The 26,564-nt window shown below is 39.2% G+C and carries 26 protein-coding genes and 3 pseudogenes; 12 read left to right on the forward strand and 17 right to left on the reverse strand.

From position 1 onward, the window contains the following. Nucleotides 1–83: 83 nt before the first annotated feature. On the reverse strand, nt 84–2,900 hold the full coding sequence (gene rcsC, locus EAE91_RS06795; RefSeq protein ID WP_214087816.1) for a two-component system sensor histidine kinase RcsC: 2,817 nt from the start codon (nt 2,898–2,900) through the stop codon (nt 84–86). 170 nt (nt 2,901–3,070) lie between these two features. Further along, on the reverse strand, nt 3,071–5,698 hold the full coding sequence (gyrA, locus tag EAE91_RS06800) for a DNA topoisomerase (ATP-hydrolyzing) subunit A (protein ID WP_214087817.1): 2,628 nt from the start codon (nt 5,696–5,698) through the stop codon (nt 3,071–3,073). A gap of 210 nt (nt 5,699–5,908) precedes the next feature. Here gyrA and ubiG point away from each other — a divergent pair, with 210 nt between their 5' ends. The 4 genes from ubiG (at nt 5,909) to yfaE (ending at nt 10,700) form a co-directional block, all read left to right on the forward strand. After that, complete coding sequence (ubiG, locus tag EAE91_RS06805; RefSeq protein ID WP_214087818.1) at nt 5,909–6,631, forward strand: bifunctional 2-polyprenyl-6-hydroxyphenol methylase/3-demethylubiquinol 3-O-methyltransferase UbiG; 723 nt, start codon at nt 5,909–5,911, stop codon at nt 6,629–6,631. A gap of 368 nt (nt 6,632–6,999) precedes the next feature. Beyond that, a complete protein-coding gene (gene nrdA / locus EAE91_RS06810) occupies nt 7,000–9,291 on the forward strand; it encodes a class 1a ribonucleoside-diphosphate reductase subunit alpha (protein WP_214087819.1) in 2,292 nt (763 codons plus the stop codon). 12 nt (nt 9,292–9,303) lie between these two features. Then, complete coding sequence (gene nrdB / locus EAE91_RS06815) at nt 9,304–10,434, forward strand: class Ia ribonucleoside-diphosphate reductase subunit beta (protein WP_036781046.1); 1,131 nt, start codon at nt 9,304–9,306, stop codon at nt 10,432–10,434. Further along, entirely contained in the window at nt 10,434–10,700 is a 267-nt protein-coding gene (gene yfaE / locus EAE91_RS06820) for a class I ribonucleotide reductase maintenance protein YfaE (protein WP_036811868.1), read from the forward strand. Before nrdB ends, yfaE begins: the two co-directional genes overlap by 1 nt. A gap of 121 nt (nt 10,701–10,821) precedes the next feature. On the opposite strand, the gene EAE91_RS06825 is transcribed toward yfaE, so the two are convergent. Beyond that, nucleotides 10,822–11,202 (reverse strand): type II toxin-antitoxin system YafO family toxin, encoded by a 381-nt coding sequence (locus tag EAE91_RS06825; protein WP_110087293.1) that lies wholly within the window; start codon nt 11,200–11,202, stop codon nt 10,822–10,824. Beyond that, nucleotides 11,202–11,822 carry an iron-sulfur cluster assembly scaffold protein SufA gene (locus EAE91_RS06830; protein WP_214087820.1) on the reverse strand — a complete coding sequence of 207 codons (621 nt, stop codon included), beginning with the start codon at nt 11,820–11,822 and terminating at the stop codon, nt 11,202–11,204. The genes EAE91_RS06825 and EAE91_RS06830 overlap by 1 nt, the downstream gene beginning before the upstream one ends. A gap of 656 nt (nt 11,823–12,478) precedes the next feature. On the opposite strand from EAE91_RS06830, the gene EAE91_RS06835 reads away from it, so the two are divergent. After that, a complete protein-coding gene (locus EAE91_RS06835; protein WP_214087821.1) occupies nt 12,479–12,685 on the forward strand; it encodes a hypothetical protein in 207 nt (68 codons plus the stop codon). 360 nt (nt 12,686–13,045) lie between these two features. Here the strand turns inward: EAE91_RS06835 and EAE91_RS06840 are convergent, their stop codons facing one another. The 8 genes and pseudogenes from EAE91_RS06840 to EAE91_RS06870 all read right to left on the reverse strand — a co-directional run bounded on the left by EAE91_RS06840 (nt 13,046) and on the right by EAE91_RS06870 (nt 17,505). Beyond that, complete coding sequence (locus EAE91_RS06840) at nt 13,046–13,330, reverse strand: hypothetical protein (protein WP_214087822.1); 285 nt, start codon at nt 13,328–13,330, stop codon at nt 13,046–13,048. Between the two features lie 166 nt (nt 13,331–13,496). After that, nucleotides 13,497–13,823: pseudogene (locus EAE91_RS24105) on the reverse strand (zinc ABC transporter substrate-binding protein). Nucleotides 13,824–13,886: 63 nt separating this feature from the next. Then, on the reverse strand, nt 13,887–14,393 hold the full coding sequence (locus EAE91_RS06845; protein ID WP_214087823.1) for a contact-dependent growth inhibition system immunity protein: 507 nt from the start codon (nt 14,391–14,393) through the stop codon (nt 13,887–13,889). A 163-nt stretch (nt 14,394–14,556) separates the two neighbouring features. Further along, entirely contained in the window at nt 14,557–15,057 is a 501-nt protein-coding gene (locus EAE91_RS06850; protein ID WP_214087824.1) for a contact-dependent growth inhibition system immunity protein, read from the reverse strand. A gap of 163 nt (nt 15,058–15,220) precedes the next feature. Continuing rightward, the gene (locus EAE91_RS06855) at nt 15,221–15,727 is read right to left on the reverse strand and encodes a contact-dependent growth inhibition system immunity protein (RefSeq protein WP_214087825.1); all 507 of its coding nucleotides are present in this window, start codon (nt 15,725–15,727) and stop codon (nt 15,221–15,223) included. Beyond that, nucleotides 15,727–16,092, reverse strand: a pseudogene (locus tag EAE91_RS06860) (endonuclease toxin domain-containing protein); the annotation flags it as partial. The gene EAE91_RS06855 and the pseudogene EAE91_RS06860, both read right to left, overlap by 1 nt. 205 nt (nt 16,093–16,297) lie before the next feature. Continuing rightward, complete coding sequence (locus EAE91_RS06865) at nt 16,298–16,834, reverse strand: hypothetical protein (RefSeq protein ID WP_214087826.1); 537 nt, start codon at nt 16,832–16,834, stop codon at nt 16,298–16,300. Next, nucleotides 16,834–17,505, reverse strand: coding sequence for a hypothetical protein (locus EAE91_RS06870; protein ID WP_214087827.1), 672 nt, complete (start codon nt 17,503–17,505; stop codon nt 16,834–16,836). Before EAE91_RS06870 ends, EAE91_RS06865 begins: the two co-directional genes overlap by 1 nt. A gap of 45 nt (nt 17,506–17,550) precedes the next feature. Here EAE91_RS06870 and EAE91_RS06875 point away from each other — a divergent pair. From EAE91_RS06875 to EAE91_RS06895, 5 genes and pseudogenes are all read left to right on the forward strand, one after another. Further along, nucleotides 17,551–18,135, forward strand: a pseudogene (locus tag EAE91_RS06875) (IS630 family transposase); the annotation flags it as partial. 16 nt (nt 18,136–18,151) lie between these two features. Beyond that, nucleotides 18,152–18,595 carry a hypothetical protein gene (locus EAE91_RS06880; protein WP_247983036.1) on the forward strand — a complete coding sequence of 148 codons (444 nt, stop codon included), beginning with the start codon at nt 18,152–18,154 and terminating at the stop codon, nt 18,593–18,595. Nucleotides 18,596–18,754: 159 nt separating this feature from the next. Further along, nucleotides 18,755–19,474: a phytanoyl-CoA dioxygenase family protein gene (locus EAE91_RS06885; protein WP_214087828.1), complete on the forward strand. Its 720-nt coding sequence runs from the start codon at nt 18,755–18,757 to the stop codon at nt 19,472–19,474. 1 nt (nt 19,475) lies between these two features. After that, entirely contained in the window at nt 19,476–20,489 is a 1,014-nt protein-coding gene (locus tag EAE91_RS06890; protein ID WP_214087829.1) for a Gfo/Idh/MocA family protein, read from the forward strand. 340 nt (nt 20,490–20,829) lie between these two features. Next, nucleotides 20,830–21,024: a hypothetical protein gene (locus EAE91_RS06895; protein WP_214087830.1), complete on the forward strand. Its 195-nt coding sequence runs from the start codon at nt 20,830–20,832 to the stop codon at nt 21,022–21,024. Nucleotides 21,025–21,194: 170 nt separating this feature from the next. On the opposite strand, the gene EAE91_RS06900 is transcribed toward EAE91_RS06895, so the two are convergent. From EAE91_RS06900 to EAE91_RS24555, 3 genes are all read right to left on the reverse strand, one after another. Continuing rightward, the gene (locus EAE91_RS06900; RefSeq protein ID WP_214087831.1) at nt 21,195–21,485 is read right to left on the reverse strand and encodes a hypothetical protein; all 291 of its coding nucleotides are present in this window, start codon (nt 21,483–21,485) and stop codon (nt 21,195–21,197) included. 78 nt (nt 21,486–21,563) lie between these two features. Further along, nucleotides 21,564–21,914 (reverse strand): nuclear transport factor 2 family protein, encoded by a 351-nt coding sequence (locus EAE91_RS06905; protein WP_214087832.1) that lies wholly within the window; start codon nt 21,912–21,914, stop codon nt 21,564–21,566. Between the two features lie 54 nt (nt 21,915–21,968). Beyond that, a complete protein-coding gene (locus EAE91_RS24555) occupies nt 21,969–22,166 on the reverse strand; it encodes a POTRA domain-containing protein (RefSeq protein ID WP_214087833.1) in 198 nt (65 codons plus the stop codon). 303 nt (nt 22,167–22,469) lie between these two features. On the opposite strand from EAE91_RS24555, the gene tyrP reads away from it, so the two are divergent. Then, nucleotides 22,470–23,675, forward strand: coding sequence for a tyrosine transporter TyrP (gene tyrP, locus EAE91_RS06915; RefSeq protein WP_214087834.1), 1,206 nt, complete (start codon nt 22,470–22,472; stop codon nt 23,673–23,675). Nucleotides 23,676–23,730: 55 nt separating this feature from the next. On the opposite strand, the gene EAE91_RS06920 is transcribed toward tyrP, so the two are convergent. Continuing rightward, nucleotides 23,731–24,273 carry a YfaZ family outer membrane protein gene (locus EAE91_RS06920; RefSeq protein ID WP_214087835.1) on the reverse strand — a complete coding sequence of 181 codons (543 nt, stop codon included), beginning with the start codon at nt 24,271–24,273 and terminating at the stop codon, nt 23,731–23,733. 310 nt (nt 24,274–24,583) lie between these two features. Between EAE91_RS06920 and EAE91_RS06925 the strand changes: the two genes are divergently transcribed. Beyond that, nucleotides 24,584–26,026 (forward strand): catalase, encoded by a 1,443-nt coding sequence (locus EAE91_RS06925; RefSeq protein ID WP_214087836.1) that lies wholly within the window; start codon nt 24,584–24,586, stop codon nt 26,024–26,026. An 85-nt stretch (nt 26,027–26,111) separates the two neighbouring features. On the opposite strand, the gene EAE91_RS06930 is transcribed toward EAE91_RS06925, so the two are convergent. Then, nucleotides 26,112–26,555 carry a helix-turn-helix domain-containing protein gene (locus EAE91_RS06930; RefSeq protein ID WP_214087837.1) on the reverse strand — a complete coding sequence of 148 codons (444 nt, stop codon included), beginning with the start codon at nt 26,553–26,555 and terminating at the stop codon, nt 26,112–26,114. Nucleotides 26,556–26,564: the final 9 nt, after the last annotated feature.

Raw genomic sequence — 26,564 nt, forward strand, 5'->3', positions numbered from 1 at the left:
TGAAAGTCGTCCTGATGCCCGGTAACTATTTGTTGATGCCGGGCATTTTGTTTGTACCGGATATTGTTTTATAAATCATCGTCTTAAATCATCTCCGTCAGCACCTGTCTAAGCGTCACCAAAGAAACAGGTTTAGACAAACAATCATTCATTCCTGCATCAATACAGCGCTGTTTTTCTTCTGCCAACGCATTTGCCGTAATACCAATAATCGGCAGCTTACACCCATCATTCCGCAAGTACATTGTTAACGCATAACCATCCATATTAGGCATATTGACATCCGTCAGAATGATATCAATCCCCCCTTTCTTCAAATATTCCAATGCATCTAATCCATCATTTGCCATCGCTGTTTGAAAACCGATGGATTTCAATTGATCGGCCAATAAACGACGGTTGATAGGATGATCATCCACCACCAGAACCATAATAGTATTAAACCGAGTATTTGTCTGAAAAACAGGTGGCGCGGTATTTAATACCACATTATGATTCGATGAAATCAGCCGCTCAACCATTACCGGCAAATCATGTAAATGATAAGTATTATGTAACCAATAGTTTTCTCTAATTTGCTCCGGTGAGCCAATATAGTCCGTCGATAACTCAATATAACCATATACCGGGGAAGTCACGGCATCAGGGAAATCACTGATAATAATTTCACTACCATCTGTACTTTGCCCACTATGTAAAATAGCGTGTAAGCCATGATGAACCAGAAAACGCTGTAAAAATTCCTCCAGATAAAGATTACGTATAGCCAAGATGATTCTTCGCTGATACTCATTTATCAACTGAGTTTTTGGCCTATATTTCGCACCATATAAAGGTAAGCGAATAGAAAACATACTCCCTATCTGTGGTTGTGAAATGACTTCAATATCACCATCCATCAGATTGATAAGTTTTTCACAAATCGCCAGACCAAGTCCCGTTCCCTGAGATGAACTTTCCGTATTGGGCATGATCTGGAAAAATGGATCAAACAACTGAACCAGCGCTTTATCAGAAATGCCGACGCCCGTATCCTTTATTCTGACGTATAAATAATCTCTATCAACCGTCACATGTATAACCACACATCCAGTATTAGTGAATTTAATCGCATTATTTAACAGATTAGATATAACTTGTTGTAATCGAACCGGATCATTGCAGATATAATCCGGCACCTCCGGTTCAATATAGCAATACAAGGTCAACGGTTTTTTCACCACTAACGGCAGGTAGTTAGAAATAACATGTGAGATAACTTCCTGACAGGAAAATTCTCTAGACTCAATTTTAAGCTGTTTTGATTCAATTTTTGAGAAATCGAGAATATCACTGATAATTTTTAACAACAACGCTGAAGAATTATTCATCGTTGATAACAAACGAATAGATTCAGCAGACAACGAATGCGCCTGCAATAACTCCAGGTTGCCAATAATACCGTAAAGCGGCGTTCTCAACTCGTGACTGACGGTAGCTAAAAACATAGATTTAGAATAGTTAGCCTGTTCCGATGCCAGCGCCATCTCCTGTAATGATTTTTCCATCCGTACACGGACGCTAATATCAACCAGAACACAAATCGCCACCTCTTCATTCCTGTAACGGGAATGAACAAAACTGATTTGTAGATGATGATTATTGCTGGTTACGACATCAACATAACTGCTGGTTCTGTCACAAATAATATGAATAATACGTTCCCGATCTTCATGGGTTAACATTCTTAAATAATTATGGGCCAACTCATTACTCAGAATATTACTCCCATCACTGACCCGCAATATACTGATCCCAACCGGTGCTGAAGCGACAATTTTATGATTAAATTGCTCATGTTCTTCTAGCCGAATTGCATTCTCTTCCGCCGGAGCAAACATTTTCCGCTCAAACAGATACACCAGAACGATGATGACAAAGGCAGATAACACATTAAGCACAATACTGCTAATAATCTGTAGCTTAAAACCCTCAAAAATAGTTTTCAGCGGCAGCGCATAGATGATACTGAATGAAGATGGCATTAATCGGCGTTTTAACAATAAATCAGTAAAATTATCATCATAGCCAAAATAGGGCGCTTCCAACTGATAATCGGCATAATGAAGTTTATAGTCATCATTTGCTGGATAGTGCAACACAGGTTGATTACTGCGATTCAATAACGTTATTGAAATTGGGCGATCTTGTCTTTGAATAAAAGAGTCCAATCTGATGAATTGTTCAATGCCTATCATTGCAACCATCTGACCATTGACATATACCGGTGCCAGTACGTAGAGATGACCGCTATCAGATCTTGCGCCAGGTATAACCCAATAAACATTTCGCTCTTTACCTTGCTCCTTCAAGCTGATAAGTCTGCGTGAATTTTCATAAACTATTTTTTTCAGCGTATCAGGTTCAGTCGAGGTATTACGGATAGAAAAATTCACCATACACATACTTTGTGTGCCCACCAGGAAAACCTGATTCAACCCCTGAGGTGCCGCAAGATTATCTTTCCAATAGAAGATAAGGTTATTCAACGAATTTAAATAACTATGAGTGTTGTTGCGAAAAGTACGACAGTCAGCGCTTTGGTTCAAAGGATGATAAGAAAACGCCGGGCTATTATGTGGAAAATCAAAAATAGCATTTTTTCCATTAGAATTCAGTAAATGCTTCTCTGTCATATATTGGATATCCCGCAGAATACTTGCTGTATGACGCACATAAGAGAGTGTGGAATCATAATTAGCATTGTATTCTTGCCGAATATCCGACTTGACTTCATTAAAGATATTAACCAGGTAAAAAGCTGTTAATAAAGCGCCTAACGCCCACAACATTAAGCCAAGCACCCGGAAAAGATAACGGGATATTTTTAGCGATGTACGAAAAGAAGAAAGATATCTCAAAAGGTTACCTAATAAAAACCGGCATCATTCAACGTCATTAACGACAAGATATACCAGAGTTTAAAGATTACAAAGACCCATCGATCGCATATTTCAATATCAATAAAAATCCCTTTAAAAAAACAGGCACCGAAGTACCTGTTTCTTGATTAAGTAAAAAATATCTTCACTTAAACCGGATCAACTGACTCGCTGCTGTTAGTATCAGGTAAATCGGTGTTATCACTTTTCGATTCTTCCCCTTCCGCCGCCAGCTCCTCTTCATCATCTTCAGGCTCAGCAACACGCTGCAAACCGACAACTTTCTCATCTTCAGCGGTACGAATAAGTGTTACACCTTGAGTATTCCGGCCAACAACGCTGACTTCAGATACCCTTGTACGCACTAACGTACCAGCATCAGTAATCATCATTATCTGATCGGTTGGTTCAACCTGAATTGCACCAATCACGTTACCATTACGTTCGCTGACTTTAATCGAGATAACCCCCTGCGTTGCACGGGATTTGATTGGATACTCGCTTTCAGCGGTACGTTTACCATAACCGTTTTCAGTGACAGTCAGAATTTCTCCTTCTCCACGTGGGATAATCAGAGAAACAACTTTATCTTCACCATTCAGTTTGATACCACGTACACCGGTAGCCGTACGCCCCATTGAACGAACAGCTTCCTCTTCAAAACGAACAACCTTCCCTTCCGCGGAGAACAACATAACTTCGTTGTTACCGTCAGTCAGGTCAACGCCGATCAGCTCATCACCTTCATTGAGATTAACGGCGAGAATACCCGCACTACGCGGACGGCTGAAATCTTGCAACGCGGTTTTCTTCACGGTCCCACTGGCTGTAGCCATGAAGACATACAGCCCTTCTTCATATTCACGCACCGGCAGAATCGCCGTAATTCGCTCATTTTGCTCTAACGGCAACAGGTTAACAATCGGACGACCACGCGCACCACGGCTAGCCTCCGGTAATTGATAAACCTTCATCCAGTACAGGCGGCCACGGCTGGAGAAGCAGAGGATCGTATCGTGAGTATTGGCAACCAACAGCTTGTCAATAAAATCTTCTTCTTTAATACGCGCTGCGGATTTACCTTTACCACCACGGCGCTGCGCTTCATAGTCAGACAACGGCTGATATTTGACATACCCTTGATGTGACAGCGTAACAACAACATCTTCTTGATTAATCAAATCTTCGATATTGATATCAGCCGTATTTTCCGTGATTTCAGTGCGGCGAGCATCGCTGTATTGCGACTTAATCGCCAACAGCTCTTCACGGATCACTTCCATCAAGCGCTCAGGATTTTCCAGAATGAACAGCAACTCGCTGATTAATGTCAGCAATTCACGATATTCATCCAGCAGTTTTTCATGCTCCAAACCAGTCAATTTCTGCAAACGCAGATCCAGAATGGCCTGAGCCTGTTGCTCGGTCAGATAATATTTACCTTCATGCACCCCATATTGTGGTTCCAGCCATTCAGGGCGAGCGGCGTCATCACCGGCCCGTTCCAACATGGCAGCGACACTGCCTAATTCCCACGGCTTAGCGACTAATGCAGCTTTTGCCTCGGCTGGCGTCGGAGCAAGACGGATAAGTTCGATGATAGGATCAATATTCGCCAGTGCGACAGCTAATGCTTCAAGAATATGGGCCCGGTCACGCGCTTTACGTAATTCAAAGATGGTACGACGAGTGACCACTTCACGGCGGTGGCATACGAAAGCTGAAATAATATCTTTCAGATTCAGCAGCTTCGGCTGCCCCTGATGCAGGGCCACCATGTTGATCCCAAAAGAAACTTGAAGCTGAGTCAGGGAGTAGAGGTTGTTCAGAACCACTTCCCCCACCGCATCCCGCTTCACTTCAATCACGATCCGCATGCCGTCTTTATCTGATTCGTCACGCAGCGCACTGATCCCTTCGATGCGTTTCTCTTTCACCAATTCGGCAATTTTTTCAATCAGACGGGCTTTATTGACCTGATAAGGAATTTCGTGCACTAAAATCGTTTCACGGCCATTCTTCTCATCAACTTCAATTTCCGCACGGGCACGGATATAAATTTTACCGCGACCAGTCCGATAAGCCTCCTGAATACCGCGACGACCATTAATAATCGCAGCAGTAGGGAAATCTGGGCCAGGAATATACTGCATCAGCCCTTCAATGCTGATGTTTTCATCTTCAATATAAGCCAGACAACCATCAATAACTTCGGATAAGTTATGAGGAGGAATGTTAGTTGCCATACCCACTGCGATCCCGGAAGAACCGTTGATCAGCAGGTTTGGTACTTTCGTTGGCATCACTTCCGGGATCTGTTCTGTACCATCATAGTTTGGCACAAAATCGACAGTCTCTTTCTCCAGATCCGCCAGCAGTTCATGGGCAACTTTCGCCATACGCACTTCGGTGTAACGCATAGCGGCGGCTGAGTCTCCATCGACTGAACCAAAGTTACCCTGACCATCAACCAACATATAGCGCAGGGAAAACGGCTGAGCCATACGAACAATCGTGTCGTAGACTGCGCTATCCCCATGTGGGTGGTATTTACCGATCACGTCCCCGACAACACGGGCAGACTTCTTGTAGGGTTTATTCCAATCATTTCCCAGTACACTCATGGCATAAAGTACGCGACGGTGTACCGGCTTTAGTCCGTCTCGAACATCTGGTAGTGCACGCCCGACAATTACAGACATCGCATAATCCAGATATGAGCTCTTCAGCTCTTCTTCGATATTGACCGGGGTGATTTCTCTGGCAATGTCGCTCATGGAGCCCACTATCCCTCATACATTCCGAATTCAAAGGTTTAGAACTATACCACAAACCAACAGTTTTATAAAAATCAGATACGGGTATTTAAAAATTAAGCCGTGTATACTATCTCAGAACTGAGTAAACCCGGCTCAGAACTGAGTAAACCCTGGCAGAACGGAGTAAATCCGCCTGTTTAAAGAAAGTTTAAGGAGCGACAACCGCTGATGAACATCAAAACCCCTTCCATCCCAAACAATGTTGATCAACAGGAAATAGAGAAATTTGAAGCGATTGCTTCTCGCTGGTGGGATTTGGAAGGTGAATTTCAGCCACTGCACCGAATTAATCCGCTACGCTTGAACTATATTTTGCAGCGTTCTGGCGGCATTTTCGGTAAAAAAGTCTTAGATGTGGGCTGTGGTGGCGGTATTTTGTCAGAAAGTATGGCCCGTGAAGGGGCAGAAGTGACCGGACTGGATATGGGTACGGAACCGCTTCAAGTTGCCAGACTGCACGCCCTTGAAACCGGTATCCCCGTGACTTATGTACAGGAAACAGTAGAAAACCACGCCGAAAAATATCCACAGGCTTATGATATCGTCACCTGTATGGAAATGTTGGAACATGTCCCAGATCCACAATCGGTCGTTCGTGCTTGCGCTCAGTTGGTAAAACCCGGCGGACACGTCTTTTTTTCTACCATTAACCGCAACAAAAAAGCTTGGCTTATGGCGGTAATCGGCGCGGAATACATTCTAAAAATGGTACCGAAGGGAACCCATGATGCGAAGAAATTTATCCGGCCGTCAGAGTTGATAGGCTGGATTGACAGAACACCCCTGCGGGAAAAGCATATTATCGGCCTGCATTATAATCCACTAACGGATAAATTTAGCCTTGGTCATAATGTAGACGTCAATTATATGTTACACACTCAGTATGTCTGACATATTCATCTGACAGATTAATAAAGCGGCAAATAAATCACATTTTCAGGAATTTTTTTACTCATTTTTGCCGGTGTTTCTGTCAGAGCAACCGCTAGTAATGATGCAGGCTTCCGGCTTTTTAATAAATTTTAGTCCTCAAGTTATCCACAAGAATCCGTATTTTTGTGCACTTGATAAAAGCTGATTTTAACATTATCTTGTTGTCATTATTTAGTGTACCCCCTACATATTGTGTTCCTTAACATTCCATTACCACTACTCTCTCGTTGGTTTTTCCGCCACTGAGAGGGTTATGTTTTGGTCTAAGTCAAAGACACAAAGCAGGTGGGAGCGAATTTGAAAGTAAATGTAAGGTATGCCTGTCCATGAACCATAGTCTGCTAGTAACAAAGCGTGATGGCCACAAAGAACGAATTGACCTTGAGAAAATCCACCGGGTTGTTAACTGGGCAGCCGATGGACTGAAAAATGTCTCGGTATCACAAGTAGAACTGCGTTCCCAAATCCAATTTTACGATGGTATCAGAACCTCGGATATTCACGAGACGATGATCAAAGCTGCCGCTGATCTTATCTCCGGTGACGCACCTGACTATCAGTATCTGGCCGCTCGCTTGGCAATTTTCAACCTACGTAAAAAAGCTTATGGTCAATTCGAGCCACCCGCACTCTATGACCATGTATCCCGTATGGTGAAAATGGGCAAATATGACAAGCATTTGCTTGCAGACTATTCGAAAGAAGAATTCGAACAAATGGACGAGTTTATTGACCATTGGCGTGATATGAACTTTTCCTACGCGGCGGTCAAACAACTTGAAGGTAAATACCTGGTCCAAAATCGCGTTACCGGTGAAATTTATGAAAGCGCCCAATTCCTCTATATTCTGGTGGCGGCTTGCTTGTTCTCCAGTTATCCGAAAGAGACACGTCTGGACTACATTCGCCGTTTTTACGACGCGGCTTCGACGTTTAAAATTTCTCTGCCAACCCCAATCATGGCCGGTGTACGCACCCCTACTCGTCAATTTAGCTCCTGCGTGCTGATTGAATGTGACGATAGCCTGGATTCCATTAACGCGACTTCCAGCGCCATTGTGAAATACGTTTCTCAACGTGCTGGTATTGGTATCAATGCGGGCCGTATTCGCGCCTTGGGAAGTCCAATCCGTAATGGTGAAGCCTTCCATACCGGCTGTATTCCTTTTTATAAGCATTTCCAGACCGCGGTCAAATCCTGTTCTCAAGGGGGCGTTCGTGGTGGTGCCGCTACACTGTTCTATCCATTATGGCATCTGGAAGTTGAAAGCCTGTTAGTACTGAAAAACAACCGTGGCGTTGAAGGGAACCGTGTTCGTCACATGGACTACGGCGTACAACTTAACAAACTGATGTACGAACGCCTGATCAAAGGTGAAGAGATTACTCTGTTCAGCCCATCCGACGTTCCAGGGCTATATGATGCTTTCTTTGCCGATCAGGATGAATTTGAGCGCTTGTACACCAAATATGAGCAAGACAGCAATATCCGTCAGCAACGTCTGAAAGCGGTTGATCTCTTCTCCCTGATGATGCAAGAGCGTGCTTCTACCGGCCGTATCTATATTCAGAACGTAGACCACTGCAACACTCACAGCCCATTTGATCCTGTAGTCGCCCCGGTGCGCCAATCAAATCTGTGTCTGGAAATTGCACTGCCAACCAAGCCATTGAATGATATCAATGATAAAAATGGTGAAATCGCGCTGTGTACCTTGTCCGCATTCAACCTGGGGGCAATTGAAAATCTTGATGAGCTGGAAGAACTGGCGATTCTGGCGGTCCGTGCCCTTGATGCCCTGCTCGATTATCAGGACTACCCTATCCTTGCGGCGAAACAAGGGGCAATGGGTCGCCGTACATTAGGCATTGGTGTTATCAACTATGCTTACTATCTGGCAAAAAATGGCGCGCGTTATTCCGATGGCAGCGCTAACAACCTGACTCACAAAACATTTGAAGCTATCCAGTATTACCTGTTGAAAGCCTCTAATGAACTGGCGAAAGAGCAAGGCGCTTGCCCGTGGTTTAAAGAAACCACCTATTCTAAAGGTATCCTACCTATCGATACCTATAAAAAAGCGCTGGATACATTGACCAATGAACCGTTGCACTATGACTGGGAAGCATTGCGCAACGAGATCAAACAGTATGGTCTGCGCAACTCAACCTTATCCTCTTTGATGCCGTCAGAGACCTCTTCCCAGATCTCTAACGCCACCAACGGTATTGAACCGCCTCGTGGTTACATCAGCATCAAAGCGTCAAAAGATGGCATTTTGCGCCAAGTTGTCCCGGAATATGAGCGTTTGAAAGGCGCTTATGAACTCTTGTGGCAAATGCCGGGCAATGACGGTTACTTGCAGTTGGTTGGTATCATGCAGAAATTTATCGATCAGTCGATCTCTGCCAATACCAACTACGATCCGACACATTTCCCAAGTGGAAAAGTGCCGATGAATCAGCTACTGAAAGATTTGTTGCTCGCTTACAAATATGGTGTGAAGACGTTGTATTACCACAATACCCGTGATGGTGCGGAAGACGTTCAGGATGACCTGGAAGAAGTCGTGGAATCTGCTGATTCCGATTGTGAAGGCGGCGCGTGTAAGATTTAATTTGAGGAAGTTATGGCCTATACCACTTTTTCACAAGTAAAAAACGACCAGTTACAGGAACCGATGTTTTTTGGTCAGCCGGTAAACGTAGCCCGTTATGACCAGCAAAAATATCCGATTTTCGAAAAGTTGATCGAAAAACAGCTCTCTTTCTTCTGGCGCCCGGAAGAAGTTGATGTGTCTCGCGACCGTATTGACTACAATGCGCTGCCTGACCATGAAAAGCATATTTTTATCAGTAACTTAAAATATCAAACGCTGCTGGACTCTATTCAGGGCCGCAGCCCGAACGTGGCTTTTCTGCCCTTGATCTCCATCCCTGAGCTGGAAACCTGGGTTGAAACTTGGTCTTTTTCTGAAACGATTCATTCACGTTCTTACACTCACATCATTCGGAATATCGTCAACGATCCGGCTGTTGTGTTTGATGATATTGTCACCAATGAAGAGATTCTGAAACGGGCGAAAGACATTTCCGCTTATTACGATGATCTGATTGAGATGACTAATCACTACCAGTTATTTGGTGAAGGCACGCATCAGATTGCCGGCAAAACCATCACCGTTAGCCTGCGTGAACTGAAAAAGCAACTGTACCTGTGCCTGATGAGCGTTAACGCGCTGGAAGCGATCCGCTTTTACGTCAGTTTTGCCTGTTCATTTGCCTTTGCTGAACGCGAATTGATGGAAGGTAATGCAAAAATCATCAAATTGATCGCCCGTGACGAAGCACTACATCTGACCGGCACACAACATATGCTGAATCTGCTGCGCTCTGGTCAAGACGATCCAGAAATGGCAGAAATCGCCAAAGAGTGTGAACAACAGTGCTATGACCTGTTCGTTCAGGCGGCGGAACAAGAAAAAGAGTGGGCAGACTACCTGTTCAGCGAAGGTTCCATGATTGGCTTGAACAAAGATATTTTGTGCCAATATGTTGAGTACATTACTAACATCCGCATGCAAGCTGTCGGGTTGAAACTGCCATTTGAAACGCGTTCTAACCCGATTCCGTGGATTAACGCCTGGCTGGTGTCTGATAACGTTCAAGTCGCGCCGCAAGAAGTTGAAGTCAGTTCATATCTGGTTGGTCAGATTGATGCTGAAGTTAACCCTGACGACCTGAGTGATTTTGAACTCTGATGACAAGCTATAAAGTAACCCTGCATGGTATGCAGGGTTATCATATCTACAGCTCTCCCAAGCTGCATAACAGCCTGCTAGAAGCACTGGAACAAGGCAGAGTTCAAGCTGAATACCAATGCCGCGAAGGTTATTGCGGCTCCTGCCGTGTCAAATTGATAAAAGGCAAAGTCGGCTATCGGCGCAAACCGCTGGCTTTTGTTAATGAAGGAGAAATTTTACCCTGCTGCTGTCATCCGCTTAGTGATATTGAAATTGAGCTTTAGTATTTATTTTAAAAACTAACACTCAATAATGAATACGAATATCCACACCCTGATAGCATGGACAAAGAATCTCCGAATTTATAAGGGCTTTTAATTTATTAACAGCAGGTTATATAGTAATTTAGATGGAATGGAACTCCTCAGCCCTACGCTCAAGCTCTGTAAGAAATGACGTCTTTGCTAATTCGTGAGCCTTTGGGCTCATAATACTTATCACCTGAAAACTCTTACTATCCATCCAATGCTGCACATACACTAAATAATTATCCGAACATCGATCAATCTGTGGCTTATATTTTTCCCACGGTATTTCATCTGGCATCCTAATATGCAATTTATAGATATTTGAATCTAAGGTTCTGCTATTATGTTCCCATTGACCATCCCGGCCAAATACAGAAGGTAATAACGCCGTCCTTTTCCAATGCTCTAACAACTTTGCATAAACTATTGCAACCTCATGAAATTCAACATCTTTATGAACAGTAACACTGACTCCCATTATAAAAATTCCGGCTCTGACAGACCAAGGTTTTTATGTTCTGCTAATATCATCAATTTAACTTCTCTAGAAGTAGGTAAATTATCAGGATGATATGTCTTTGTCGGAGGCAGGCTTTGTTCAATAGCCGAAAGAATATCACACGCAGTATATTCAGAGTTCGCTATTGCTCGACCGAACTTCACAATATTCACCCGAAATATTTCTCGCTGAGACGGATCTGGAAAATTCTTACTCAGATTATCAGATGACAGAACGATACGTATTGCCTCTTTTATCCTCATGCAATATTCAATGTTGTCATTGGCTAATTTTCTTATGCGTACTGAATTTGAAAACAATTCACCACTCCCCTTAGCAACACGATGAGCGATAGCTTCAGATAACGACTTTCGCGTGTACTCATTCAGACTTTGCAAGTAAGCAGTTGCCTCTGACAAAGGCAGAAAAACCTGTTCATTTTTCAGGTTAAATGTCAATGTAGATATCAAACCTGCCGATTTTTGTATTTCAACGACCGTCATCGGCAGAACGGTACTTTTAGCCGGAACAGGAGCCAGAGACGCCAATAACGCCGCTGTCATCGCTGGGAGAGCCATTGTTTTCACTTGTCTCTTCATATCCCACCACCTTCAATGTTGATATGTATTGATTATAAATGTTGTGGATTTGATGATCAATTCACCAAATTTCTGGTGACAAAAAAATATTCTGGACAAAAAGCCCACTAAATCACATTTCATCAAGCCAGCATTGACTATATCAATCTACCTCGGATGTTAATATATCCGTTATCTTTCAAGTTGCCTCTTTGTTGGCTGCACTCGCTCACCCCAGTCACATAGTTACCTATGCTCCCAGGGATTCACTCCCTTGCCGTCGCGATGCATCTTGAAATCTTTAGGATATAAATGATCTTAAACCCTCTATTAACTTCTTTTTAATCAGTTTTAATGCTTTTCCATTTAGTTATAACTTTGTCTTCGATATTATTCGTAGGCTACATAATTCACGGGTGGTATTCAGGCCGGAAACTAATAATGAATGAGTCTGCTATTATTACTTAATTCTCTATCAGACAAATATCTGATAAATAAAGTTGCTATATTTATTTAACTGTTCTAAATTAACATCTATTAAGATATTGATTGAAATTAAATAGCGTTTCATAATTCTGCTACACATAGCCTTCTTCAACCCATTGTTATATATGGAATTATGAGTGGTATAAGATGTAGCACTATTTTAGAATCTTATTTAAGTTAAGTGTTTAATTATGAAAAACCATATGAAAACTGTGTCTAAACATCCTAAAATCACTCATTTTTCACCTGATAAAAAACCAATCGGCGTATTTGGCGAATCCTCAAAGAAACTCAGACCAATTGGTACATTGGCAGGCAAAATGTCAGTACCGATAGAAGAAGAGTTTTCCAAATATGATCTAGAAATTCAAGCTATATCTGGAGGAGAAGACAAGTAAATAAGCTTTCTCTTAGATACACATATTCTTCTTTGGTATTTAATTGAACCTAAAAAATTATCAGGCTAAATACTTGATATTTTGAGACATCCTGATAATGAGATTTATTTTAGTGCAGAGATTACTCATGAAATAGCATTAAAGAAATTATTGACATCTTCTTTCGATAATTATTTTATTAGGACACTAATAATATTTCCCTCATCATCAAGTCCTAACCACAAAGAATGACTGCATTTAGCCCAACTGGATAATTTATATTTCTCTTTTATTATCAACCTAATAGCCTCCTGATAAATATCTACTTTAATCACACAATTAAACTCATCAATAAAACGATGGCTGAAATTATTATTTTCATTAATTCACATCAACTATAGGAAAGCCAAATTTATTTTTATTCGATGCAATAAAGTCATTAGCCACATATTGAACAAAATCAGTGTCTATTGCAACCAAAATAATTGTGGCTATTCCGCCATCATTAGGCAAAATAGCAAACTCTAATAAACTCTTCTTATCATCACCAACTCGCCAATACACAGGAGTTTCATTTATATTATCAACTAATTGAATATTAATAGGTGTGTCACCATCAATATTGATGATTACTTTCTGAATATTTTCTAATTTTACTATTTTCATCATCATTTACCTAATTAATATTTTAATACCGTAAAAAACAAATCTTTTTCTTATCCTGGAACATAAATCTCCACTTTATATATTTAAAGTAGAGAACCACAGTTATTTTATATTTATCAGTGTCGAATATAAATATAATTTATATCAATCATAATGGTAACTCCACTCATGGCCCCGACCAGATTAATTTATCTTTTAAATTATCAGGGATCATAGCAAATAAATCCTTAATACAAGATAAATGCTGATTATAATTTGGTGAAATAATTTCATTACAATTCTCATAATAATATTTGGCCTGATGATTTAAGAAATAAATATCATGCTATTGAAAATTTTCATCAAGAATAGAATGGTACAAGTTATGAATTAATTCTGCTTCAAAATAACATGAAATATCCCTTCCTTTCACTTTTTTACTATGAGTTTGTATGTTTATTATATAAGGTAATGCTAATGCTAGCATCTTTATATATATGTCATTCTTGTTCATCTTATACCTTATTAATATCAAAGATATTGATCAATTAGTGTAAAAACAACCGCTTATTTATCGTCAAACATAACTCCTACAACGCGAAAAAGCCAGTCGTAATGCTGAGCCAACTTCCGCAGAGGAACTATCTGTCGGAATGACGACATTATCAGATTCTACAATACCTTTTCCTGTCCAAAGCTCAAGTTTCTCATGACCATAGGGCATAATAGTTATGACATCATCTAACAAACGAATATCACAACTATTCATCTTCTTAAATAACTGACGTCTTGAGCGATAGCGATGAAATCCCATCATCTCTGTAACCCACTGATCATATCGTTCTTTTCTTTTTTCATTATCTAAAAAATCGCCAAGACTCTCATAGGGAATAAATCGACTTTTAGAAAGAGCATTAAAAACCACAGCACCTAATTCTTCATCAGAAGTATCAGGAGATAACATATGGTTACCCCCTAAAAGGTCTAAATTCAGTGAACGATAACCCGAATAACTTGTTATTGAATAAAAATCACCATTAAATACACATCTGGAATTCCGCCATCGTTTAAAAGTCTCACTCATTATTTCACCACCGTAATTTTGGCTGCAAGGCTCGTTTAATAACTATTTGAATCTTTTTAAGATAATTAGCGGACACATAATAGTGATTACGTGTCCACCTTAATTAACGCTATAAATCAAAGATCATGAATAATCAATGTAAAAACAAATTGTTATTTTATTGTCAAACATAACTTCTGCAACGTGAAAAAGCCAGCCGTAATGCCGCACCAACTTCCTCAGGGGAACTGTTTGCCGGAATAATGACATAATCAGATTCGACAATACCCTGCCCTGTCCAAAGCTCAAGTTTTTCATGACCAGAAGGTCTAATAGTTATCACACCATCTAACAACTGAATATTACAACTGTTCATCTTCTTAAATAGTTGACGTTTTGAACGGTAATTGTAAACTTTCATTAAATGCTCAATCCACTCTTTATATCGTTCATCTGCCCTTTCGCTGTCGAAAAAATCATCATCAGGATCGACCAACCGACTTTTAGAAAGTGAATCTAAAACGGCACTACCCAATTGGCTATCAGCCACATCGGGAGATAGAACATGTTCGTGACTTTGAGGATCAGCTTTAAGCAGGCGATACCCAGAATAAGTTTTAACAGAGTAAAAATCACCATTAAATTTGGCACTCGCATTCAGTCCTTGATCAAAATCTATATTCATTATTTCACCACTGTAATTTTAACGGTAAGGCTCATTTAATAACTATTTGAATCTTTTTGAGATAATTAGCGGACACATAATAGCTATTACGTGTCCACTTTAATTAACTCTCTAAATCAAAGATCATGAATAATTAATGTAAAAACAAACTGCTACTTTATCGTCAAACATAACTCCTACAACGAGAAAAAGCCAGTCGTAATGCCGAACCAACTTCCTCAGGAGAACTGTCTGCCGGAATGATGACATAATCTGACTCGACAATACCTTGCCCTGTCCAAAGCTCAAGTTTTTCATGACCATAAGGTTTAATAGTTATGACACCATCTAATAAACAAATATTACAACTGTTCATTCTCTTAAATAACTGACGTCTTGAGCGATAGCGATGAAATCCCATCATCTCTGTAACCCACTGATCATACCGTTCTTTTCTTTTTTCATTGTCTAAAAAATCACCAAGACTCTCATAGGGAATAAATCGACTTTTAGAAAGAGCATTAAAAACTGCACCCCCTAATTTTTCATCAGAAGTATCAGGAGATAACATATGGTTACCCCCTAAAAGGTCTAAATTCAGTGAACGATAACCCGAATAACTTGTTATTGAATAAAAATCACCATTAAATACACATCTGGCATTCCGCCATCGTTTAAAAATCTCACTCATTATTTCACCACCGTAATTTTGACACTTACATTTTTCTCTGCACCATAAGTAATGGCTCGGTTGATTTGCTCCCATTGGTCAGGAGTGGTAGTTTTAGGTATTGCAATTCTCACTTCACGCTTAGATATCATGTTAGCAGTGACATTTACACCTGCTTTTGTTTCATCAATGAAACGAATGGTATCATCAATATTTCCTTTTATGGAAATATACAGTTGTTTTGGATTTTTAATTTTTGAAGCAGTACGTGTATCCAATGTTTTTACACTGGTAGCCAAACCTGTTTTTTCATCATAAAAATCAAAAGTCTTAAACCTTTCAGGCAACCGAGAACCTGCTGGCATTTGCGTAGCAACAAAATCCTCAAAAGGATACCCATACTATTTCAATCGCAAGACTCCATTGGATAGATCCAGTAAGCAGTAAAAAATTTCCTAATACAACACAAAGACTATCTAAGGTAATAAAAAAATATATATTTGGTAACATCGGTATGGAAACCGATGTTACCCATTTTTACTACATAGCAATATCGCATATCAATCCAAGATAAAATTAGCTTGATATACACTAACTAATAGAATTAAAGAAATTATTGATATCTTCTTTTGATAATCCTCTTATTAGAACACTTACAATATTTTCATCATCGTCCAATCCCAACCACAAAGAGTTGCTACATTTAATCCAACTGGATAACATACATTTCTCTTTTATGACCAACATTATAGATTCTTGATAAATCAATGCTTTAATCACACAATTGAATTCATCGATAAAACGATGATTAAAATCATTATTTTCAGTAAATCTCCATATATTCACATCAACTATAGGAAAACCACATTTACTTTCATATGATTCAATAAGATAATCATCTGCATATTGAATAAACTCTGGATCAATTATAACCAAAGTAATCGCTGCAATTCTGCCATTACTAGGCAAAATAGCAAACTCTAATAAACTCTTCTTATCATCACCAACTCTCCAATATAAAGGAGTTTCGTTTATATTATCAACTAATTGGATATCAATAGGTGTGTAACCATCAATATTAATGATTACTTCCTGATCATTTACTGGCTTGATTATTTTCAGCATCATTATTTATACAACGCATGTTTTAATACTGGATAAGGATCTGTAGATCGCTGACTAAATATTAACTCCCAACGACCTACTTGCATTTTTTCATTAAACTTCAAACCTTGAGATGATGCATTCTTGATCGCATGTTGAAGACTTGACAACATAGCTTGGCTCCCTTCTGTTGTGCTGTGTGACAATCCATTACGCGTTAGATATTCCTCCATATGCTTGGTTGCATTTGGGTTAACCCATACAACTTTTCCATTTACCGTCATCTCAAACGATTTTGGTATTGATGTTCCAGGAATTGCAGGCTGTGTTGCTTTTATAGAATCCCATACTGTTCCTGACTTACTAATATCACGCTTAATTTCATTCAACAATATCCTTGTTTCAGGGGCATTTTTAGCTTTAACCGCAACTTTAAGTTTTTCAATGATTTTTACTGATAACTTCCCACTAGGAATAACACTGAGCGTAGCAAGAAGATAATCTTCCAATTTCTCTGCATCATAAAATCCTTTCGCTGCACCAATGACAGGAATATAATCCATAACTGCTAACGCGGCTTGTTGACGAGCTTCCACACGAATTAAAGCCTCTTTATCACCATCCATAGCAGCCAACATATCTTTTTGGTTTTCCAACGCTAACTGAGTAAACTGATGATCTATACCCGTAATCATTGAAGATGCTTGATTTTATCCGAAATGGAGATCATTATCCTCGCTATGAAAATATTTATTACATCAGAACAAAAAGTCAAACTTGAACGTCTTCACGACACCACTCGTGATGGTCAGGTACGAGACAGAATAAAAGCTATCCTTCTGGCTTCTGAAGGGTGGAGTTCTGTGATGATCGCCCAGGCATTGCGACTCCATCAGACCACCGTTGACCGCCATATCAGTGATTACCTTAATCAAGGTAAACTTAAATCTGACAATGGAGGGTCTGATAGTTTGCTTTCCCGAGAACAAACTGATTTTTTAATCAATCATTTATCTCAACATCTTTTCCATCACACCCATGAAATCGTGGCCTATATTGCTCAGCTCTGGAAGATTACCTTTAGCATTCCCGGCATGAATAAATGGCTACACCGTCAGGGTTTTTCTTATAAAAAACCGACCGGCGTGCCACACAAGTTCAACGCGGAGCAGCAGCGGGCCTTTATGGAAACCTACGGGAAACTCAAGCAGGAAGCCGGAGACCATGAGCCTATCCTGTTCATTGATGGCGTCCATCCCACGCAGGGGACCAAACTCGCTTATGGCTGGATGCGAAAAGGGCAGAAAACCGCAGTGAAAACCACGTATTATAGTAAAAGTTATTACAGGCCCGGCTTATCCTTTTACCCAAGAATTAAATTATTTCTTAAATTTTGGAGATTATAAAAATATTCAATGGATAAATAATATTAAGACCGGTATGTCCCAACATATGTTGGCTGCTGATATTACAATCAGTTCTAATGGAAGAACAGTATATGAACTAGCCGCATTAGGTATTCCATCTATATCAATTTCTGCAAACAAACGAGAAAATTTGCATCATTTTTCTAATACAGTAGGTTTTTTCAAATTAGGTTTACATAATAATATTTCTGATGATGTTTTTATAAATTCTATTATAAAAATATTTAATTATGAAACCAGATTGAAAATTCATAGACAAACAATGTGTTTAGATATAAAGACCGGAAAAGAAAGAATAATAAAAATCATTTTTAAACTCCTCAATAATCACACTCCAGAAAATTATTTCTCAATATAAAAATAATTTTAATTACTTAAGGTTAGTAAATATGCCAAATAAAGATTAATTATTACAATTTAATAAAGATGGATATATTATTAAACCTATCTTATCAGAATCTAAAATTGATCTATACTTAAATATAATACATAATCATATCAAAAAAATAATGATAAGATGTTTAATATTCAATTTATTCAACCCAAAATGGCAATTAAGGGAATTCAATCAATTATTAATAATAATAAAATTATTGAGATTTGTAGCCATTTATTAAAAGGTGGAGACATCATACTTGATGGTGCCTCATTATTCTACGCAAATAAAGGGGTTGACTACCGTCAAGGCTGGCATCGTGATGTAATACAAATTCCTGATGAAGAAATTCTCGACTCATGGTATTCAGATAAGCATTTCCATAATAATATTCAAATAAACATACCGTTATATAAAGATGAATGTTTATGGTTTGTAAAAGGTAGCCATATTCGTAATTTTAATAATATAGAAAAAGCATTATTTTCTGGTTCAAAAAAAATAGCCCCAATGAAATCGCCTGACATTAATATCGGTGAAAAAATCATACTAAATCCAGGAGAAGCTATCTTTTATAATAATTTGGCAATACATAGAGGATATGGTGGCATACTGAAACATAATCGCGCAACAATACAATTGGGTTACCATACTAATAGATGTGAACCCACATGTCACTTCGGTGTAATGGATTATAAGAAATTTGATGAAGATTATATTAACTCGCTTGATTTAGAAGTAAAAAACATGTTATATAATCATATATTGGAACGAAAAAAATGGGATAAATCAGAATTTTATTATAATCTTCACCAAGATTTTATTAAGAAAGAATTCGATATAAACATATTGGGAAAATAAAATGAAAAAAACAATAAAATGGGGCATTATTGGTTGTGGTGATGTCACTGAAGTAAAAAGTGGCCCTGCGTTTTATAAATTAGATAATTCTGAATTAGTTGCAGTAATGCGGCGCAACGCTAATTTAGCAGAGGATTTTGCTAAGAGGCATAATGTCCCTAAATGGTATTCTGACGCTAATTCACTGATTAATGACAAAGACATTGATGCAGTATATATTGCAACACCGCCCTCTACACATAAAGAATATACCATTTTAGCGGCTAAAGCCGGTAAAGCAATATATGTAGAAAAACCTATGGCATTAACATTCGAAGAATGTAATGAGATGATCGCGACTTGTAAATCCCAAAATGTTCCCTTATTTGTAGCTTATTACAGAAGAGCATTGCCAAGATTTTTAAAGATCAAAGAATTAATTGAGTCAGGCGCGATAGGAACACCAAGAATTGTAAGTTGTATACTTTACAGAGAGACAGAGCAATGTTACCAAGATCCTCATCATTTACCTTGGGTTGTTAATCCAGAAATTTCCGGTGGTGGGTTATTTGTTGATTTAGCATGTCATACTCTTGATATATTAGACTTTCTTTTAGGAAAGATTATTTCTGTCAAAGGACATGCAAATTCACAAGGGAATGCTTATCCCGCTGAAGATTGTGTATCAATGTCATTTATGTTTGAAAATAATATTCAAGGTGTGGGTATATGGAATTTTGTGTCGAACTCTAGAGGAGATAATGTTGAAATAATTGGTACTAAAGGAAAAATATCTTTCTCTACATTTGGAAATTCAGCCATTTCATATTATGACGAAAATAATAAATTACACCAATTTAATATTGATAATCCAAAGCATATAGAGATGCCATTGATTAACACTATCATTAATGAATTACAAGGAAAAGGATTTTGCCCATCAACAGGAGAATCAGGCTCACGAACCAGTTGGGTAATAGACCAAGTATTAAAAGATTATAGAATGAAGAATTATTTACAATATAAAAATGAATAAATCGGTTTTAGGGGGAAATAAAAACCAAATATATATGAGCTTATTAAAAATATCGGAAGTTAATAAATTATCTAAAAGACTTTATTAACTTCTTTTTAATCAGTTTGAACGTTTTTCTATTTAGCTATAATTTCGTCTTCGATATTATTCGTAGGCTGCATAATTCACGAGTGGTATTCAGGCCGGAAACTAATAATGAATGAGTCTACTATTATTACTTAATTCTCTATCAGACAAATGCCTGATAAATAAAGTTTCCATACTTATTGAACTAGTCTAAATTAGCATCCTCCAAGATATTGATTGAAATTAAGTTAAGTGTTTAATTATGAGAGGCTATATGAAAACTGTGTCTAAACATCCTAAAATCACTCATTTTTCACCTGAGAAAAAACCAATCGGAGTATTTGGCAAATCCTCAAAGAAACTCAGACCAATTGGTACATTGGCAGGCAAAATGTCAGTACCGACAGAAGAAGAGTTTTCCAAATATGATCTAGAAATTCAGGCTATATCTGGAGGAGAAGACAAGTAAATAAGCTTTCTCTTAGATACACATATTCTTCTTTGGTATTTAATTGAACTTAAAAAATTATCAGGCTAAATACTTGATATTTTGAGACATCCTGATAATGAGATTTATTTTAGTGCAGAGATTACTCATGAAATAGCATTAAAGAAATTATTGATATCTTCTTTCGATAATTATTTTATTAGGACACTAATAATATTTCCCTCATCATCAAGTCCTAACCACAAAGAATGACTGCATTTAACCCAACTGGATAATTTATATTTCTCTTTTATTATCAACCTAATAGCCTCCTGATAAATATCTACTTTAATCACACAATTAAACTCATCAATAAAGCAATAACTAAAATGATTACCTTCACTTAATTCCCATTGATTCATATCAACTATAGGAAAGCCAAATGTATTTTTATTCGATGGAGCAAAATCAGGATTTATCGCAACTAACGTAATTGCTGCCATTCAATGCTCCCATCTATGGCCGCCTGCTAGGTTGTGTTAAATCCTTGGGCAACAGCACTGACTCTGGCATACCTTAGCCTATAAGCCACATGGTGTACCTTGATGAAAAATCAGCCGCCAATTATGTTCATCAGAAAATACCCAAGTTGATGTCCTCAGTGCAACATGACTACCGTCCTGGTTGTGAGTTCTGTAAAGTAAAATAACGCACATTTCTCCCACTACCGTCAGCCGGAAGTCAGAACTTACAATGCAATTAGTGCTATTTTCAGCTATCAGGGCGTCAATCGTTTCACTATGACCGACTAAGTAACCTGAGCGAGTTATTTCGAGAAAATCAGGATGAAGGATTTTATCAAGCCATGCTCTGTCATGCCGCCGGACGTCGTGAAGGCTGCATTCCAAAGATGTTATTGTTTCAAGCAGCATACATATGCTCCTGCATAGATATAGATACTCAAATTTGCACCAAAAGATGACATTTTAAATCTGGAATAACAAGGCATTCGATACTTTACGCACCAGTTCATTAATATCTGGCAAAGTTAAGCAACGCGATAAAAAAGTTAAGCAACGGGATAAATAAGGCTGTATTAGTTTTTCCCTTGCTGATCGGGAAAGGCTCTCAGAGCCTTCAAATTGAATATGATGAACGGTATGACAAACAGTTATTCTTTCCATTGATAATTTTTATTTCACCATGCGTTAATTGTTAAAATAATGAATAACGTCTTATTTTAATTAGCAATCCAGATTAAAATAAAAAACTTTCTTATTTAAGTGTGAATAAAGTCTGGTTTTTTAAATACTTAATAGAATAAATAACTTTTTATATTTAACGAAATACATAATTTACGATCATGCAAAAACACAATTGTAATTATTTATTTACACTAAGTGTAACCTTAATTTGACATAAATAAATTAATCCTTTAGCCTGCCTTTCCATAACGATTTCAATCAGTTCAGAAACTAGGGGAAAGCGTGAAGAATCGTACTCTTGGCAGTATTTTTATCGTAGCGGGCACGACAATTGGCGCAGGAATGCTGGCGATGCCGCTGGCAGCAGCCGGTGTCGGTTTTGGAACAACCTTCGTGATGTTAGTCGCTCTTTGGGTTTTGATGAGCTATACCGCTTTATTGCTGGTGGAAGTTTATCAATACAGCCCGGCCGATACGGGACTGGGAACGCTGGCAAAACGTTATCTTGGTCGAGGAGGACAATGGCTCACCGGTTTCAGTATGCTCTTCCTCATGTATGCCCTGACAACCGCTTATATCAGTGGTGCCGGTGAATTGCTGTCAGGCAGCCTCTCTTTATGGCTGGATAAACCTATTCCTGTCTCATTTGGCGTACTGATTTTCACCCTTGTCGCAGGTTGTGTTGTCACTATCGGCACTCAATCTGTCGATATGATTAATCGCCTGTTATTTACGGCAAAAATCATCTTCCTGGTTATTATGCTGACCGTCATGATGCCCCACATCAAAAGCACTAACCTGATGTCAATGCCTTTGGAACAAGGTTTGGTATTATCCGCTATTCCCGTGGTATTCACCTCTTTTGGTTTTCACGGCAGTGTGCCAAGTATCGTGAATTATATGGGGGGCGATACCCGTAAGTTACGCAAAATATTTGTTATCGGTAGTGCTATCCCATTAACTGCCTATATCTTATGGCAATTAGCCACACTGGGTGCCATCTCTTCTCATACTTTTGTCGGGATCTTAGCGGAACAATCAGGGCTGAATGGGCTGTTAAAAGCGGTGAGAGAGGTTGTCGCGACGCCTCGTGTAGAGCTTGCTGTCCGCCTGTTTGCCGATTTGGCGCTGGCAACCTCATTTCTTGGGGTCTCCTTAGGTTTGTTTGATTACATGGCAGATCTGTTCAAACGCCGTAATAATGCGACAGGCCGCCTGCAAACCGGCATCATTACTTTTGTTCCCCCACTACTTTGCTCTTTGTACTATCCAAACTTTGTTATGGCGTTAACTTTCGCCGCGGTAGCACTGTCCATTCTCGCCCTGTTACTGCCCTCCATGCTGGCATGGCGCAGCCGTCAAATTGAGCAAAGAGACTATCGGGTAAAAGGCGGAAAACCCGCTTTGATTCTGATATTTCTTTGCGGAATTACGGTAATTACTATCCAAATAGGTATTGTCAGTGGTTTACTGCCAGAAGTGGGTTAATTAGCAGTCGAAACTGTCCGCATCAGAAATGGTGCGGACAAAACACAAAAGTAAATTAGAAATTCAAACCGGCACCGATATAAAATCCGTCAGCCAATTTGTTATCTCTATTTCCTTCTTTCCCTCTCATGTTCATAACCCGATAACCGGCATCCACCGTCAACGGTTTAAATACAGTAAAACGTAAACCACCCGCAGCCTCAGCATAAGAATTAATACCCGAAGTTAATCTGGATGGCGCACCGTAAACTTCACCGTACAGAGTTAAAGAGGGCATAACAGCCCAACTCAAACCCACACCTGCCGCTAATGCCTCACCATTTTTCCCATCTTTAGGGGATAAATAGAGAGCCTTACCGCCAATGCTGGCCGTCAATGGACCGACAGGCAGGCTAAATGCGGTTCCCAAACTTCCTAACTGCCCGTTATGATCACTACGTGCCCAGTTACCATTGAAAGATAAGCCAGCACTGTTATCACCAATTGCCGCAGAAGTATTGGTGAAATGGCGACCAGCCTGAACATTCACGGAAATTGCATTCGCAGACTCAGCCATGAACAACAAACTGGTTGCTACCGCAGCAAGGTAAATCTTCATTACATTTCCTCTTTATTTACTTAATGTTACACATCTTACGTAAATACAACTAAACCGATAGACAACAAAAAGAAATGAATCATCTATACTTACTAAATATGTGTGAATTCTTCATTTCATGTATTTAATATTTAACTATGTAAATAAATTTCGCATTAAATAGTAAATAATAAAATAATAAAATAATAAAATAATAAAATAATAAATAAATTATAAAAAAACACAATATTTGCATTTCACCATTTGACCAGAATATTTTTCTTAATCAGCGATTCCGCTGTTTTTTTTCATGTAAAACAGGAGAAGTGTGATGAAAAAGAGAGGACTTACAACGAATGCTGGTGCCCCTGTCGTTGACAACAATAATGTCATGACCGCGGGTCAACGTGGTCCTATGTTGTTACAAGATGTTTGGTTCTTAGAAAAGCTTGCCCATTTTGATCGTGAAGTGATCCCAGAACGCCGTATGCATGCCAAAGGTTCTGGAGCTCATGGAATCTTTGTGGTTACTCACGATATTACTAAATACACCCGAGCTAAGATTTTTTCTGAAATAGGCAAAAAAACCGAGATGTTTGCCCGTTTCTCAACCGTCGCCGGTGAGCGCGGCGCAGCAGATGCTGAACGTGACATTCGTGGTTTTGCGCTTAAGTTCTATACTGAAGAGGGTAACTGGGATTTAGTCGGCAACAACACCCCCATATTCTATCTTCGTGATCCATTGAAGTTCCCAGATCTTAACCATGTTGTTAAACGCGATCCTCACACTAATTTACGTAATCCTGCCTATAAATGGGATTTCTTCTCTCATCAACCTGAAACACTGCACCAATTAACCATTGATTTCAGTGACCGTGGCGTACCTAAATCTTTCCGTCATATGCACGGTTTTGGTAGCCATGCTTTCAGCTTTATCAACGCAGATAATGAACGTTTCTGGGTGAAGTTCCATTTCCGCTGTCAGCAAGGCATTAAAAATCTGATGGACGAAGAGGCAGAAGCGCTGGTAGGTAAAGATCGTGAAAGTTCTCAACGTGACTTGTTTGCAGCAATTGAGCAAGGAGATTATCCACGCTGGAAATTAAAAGTCCAAATCATGCCAGAGAAAGAAGCTAATCTGTTACCGTACAACCCATTTGATTTGACCAAAGTATGGCCTCACGGCGACTACCCAATGATTGATGTCGGTTATTTCGAGCTAAACCGTAACCCTGATAACTATTTCTCAGATGTTGAACAGGCTGCTTTCAACCCCGCTAATGTCGTGCCAGGTATCAGTTTCTCCCCTGATAAGATGTTACAAGGCCGTCTGTTCTCTTATGGTGATGCTCAACGTTATCGTCTTGGTGTTAACCACCATCAAATTCCGGTCAATACACCTCGCTGTCCGTTCCATAATTACCACCGTGATGGGGCAATGCGTGTCGATGGCAACAGCGGAAATACAGTGACTTATGAACCAAACAATGCGGGATTGTTCCAGGAACAGCCTGAATTCAAACATCCATCATTAGCTTTAGAAGGAGATGCCGACCACTGGAACCATCGTCAAGATGAAGATTATTTCAGCCAGCCTCGTAAATTGTTTATGTTAATAAACAGTAAAGAGCATCAACGTATGTTTGATCGTATCGCCAGTGAGCTATCGCAAGCACATGAAGATACTCAACGCCGTCAGGTTGAGTTATTTAGAAAAGTTCACCCAGAATATGGTGCCGGTGTTGAAAACGCGCTGAAAAAAATGAAAGGATAATGTCTAACAACACTGTCTTTTAACCATCTCTGCCCATTATTACACGATAAATAATGGGCAGTACAAAGTGTTCAATTGAATATTTTCACCATGCCAGCTTTTGCCACATATTATCTTTTTCAGCAAAAACCAATTTTTCTGCTTGCTGCTGGATACTGGTTTCTGACAGCTTTCTCAGCATGTCACCAATATAACTTTGCTCATCAATTGATTCTGTGTAAAGAGAACGTAAAGCAACATCAGCAACCCTTGGAATACCCGATTGCCCCTTTTCCCAACGAGCAATTGTCTGAATATCAACGCCCAACAAGTTAGACAAGAGCTTTTGCGACATATTCATTTCAATACGTAAAAAACGAACTTCTTCTGCTGACAGTGGGCGTTTCAATGAAACTAATACCTTAGCAATTAAACGATGCAATTCATCAAGATTATCGATACTGATATAAACTTCATCATCAGTTATTTCCTGTTGAAATCCATTCGCTAACCAAATATTTGATAATCCACTTTCAACATAACGATACATAATATTATC

It is taken from the genome of Photorhabdus noenieputensis (assembly GCF_018448935.1).
In the GTDB taxonomy this organism is placed as follows: domain Bacteria; phylum Pseudomonadota; class Gammaproteobacteria; order Enterobacterales; family Enterobacteriaceae; genus Photorhabdus; species Photorhabdus noenieputensis.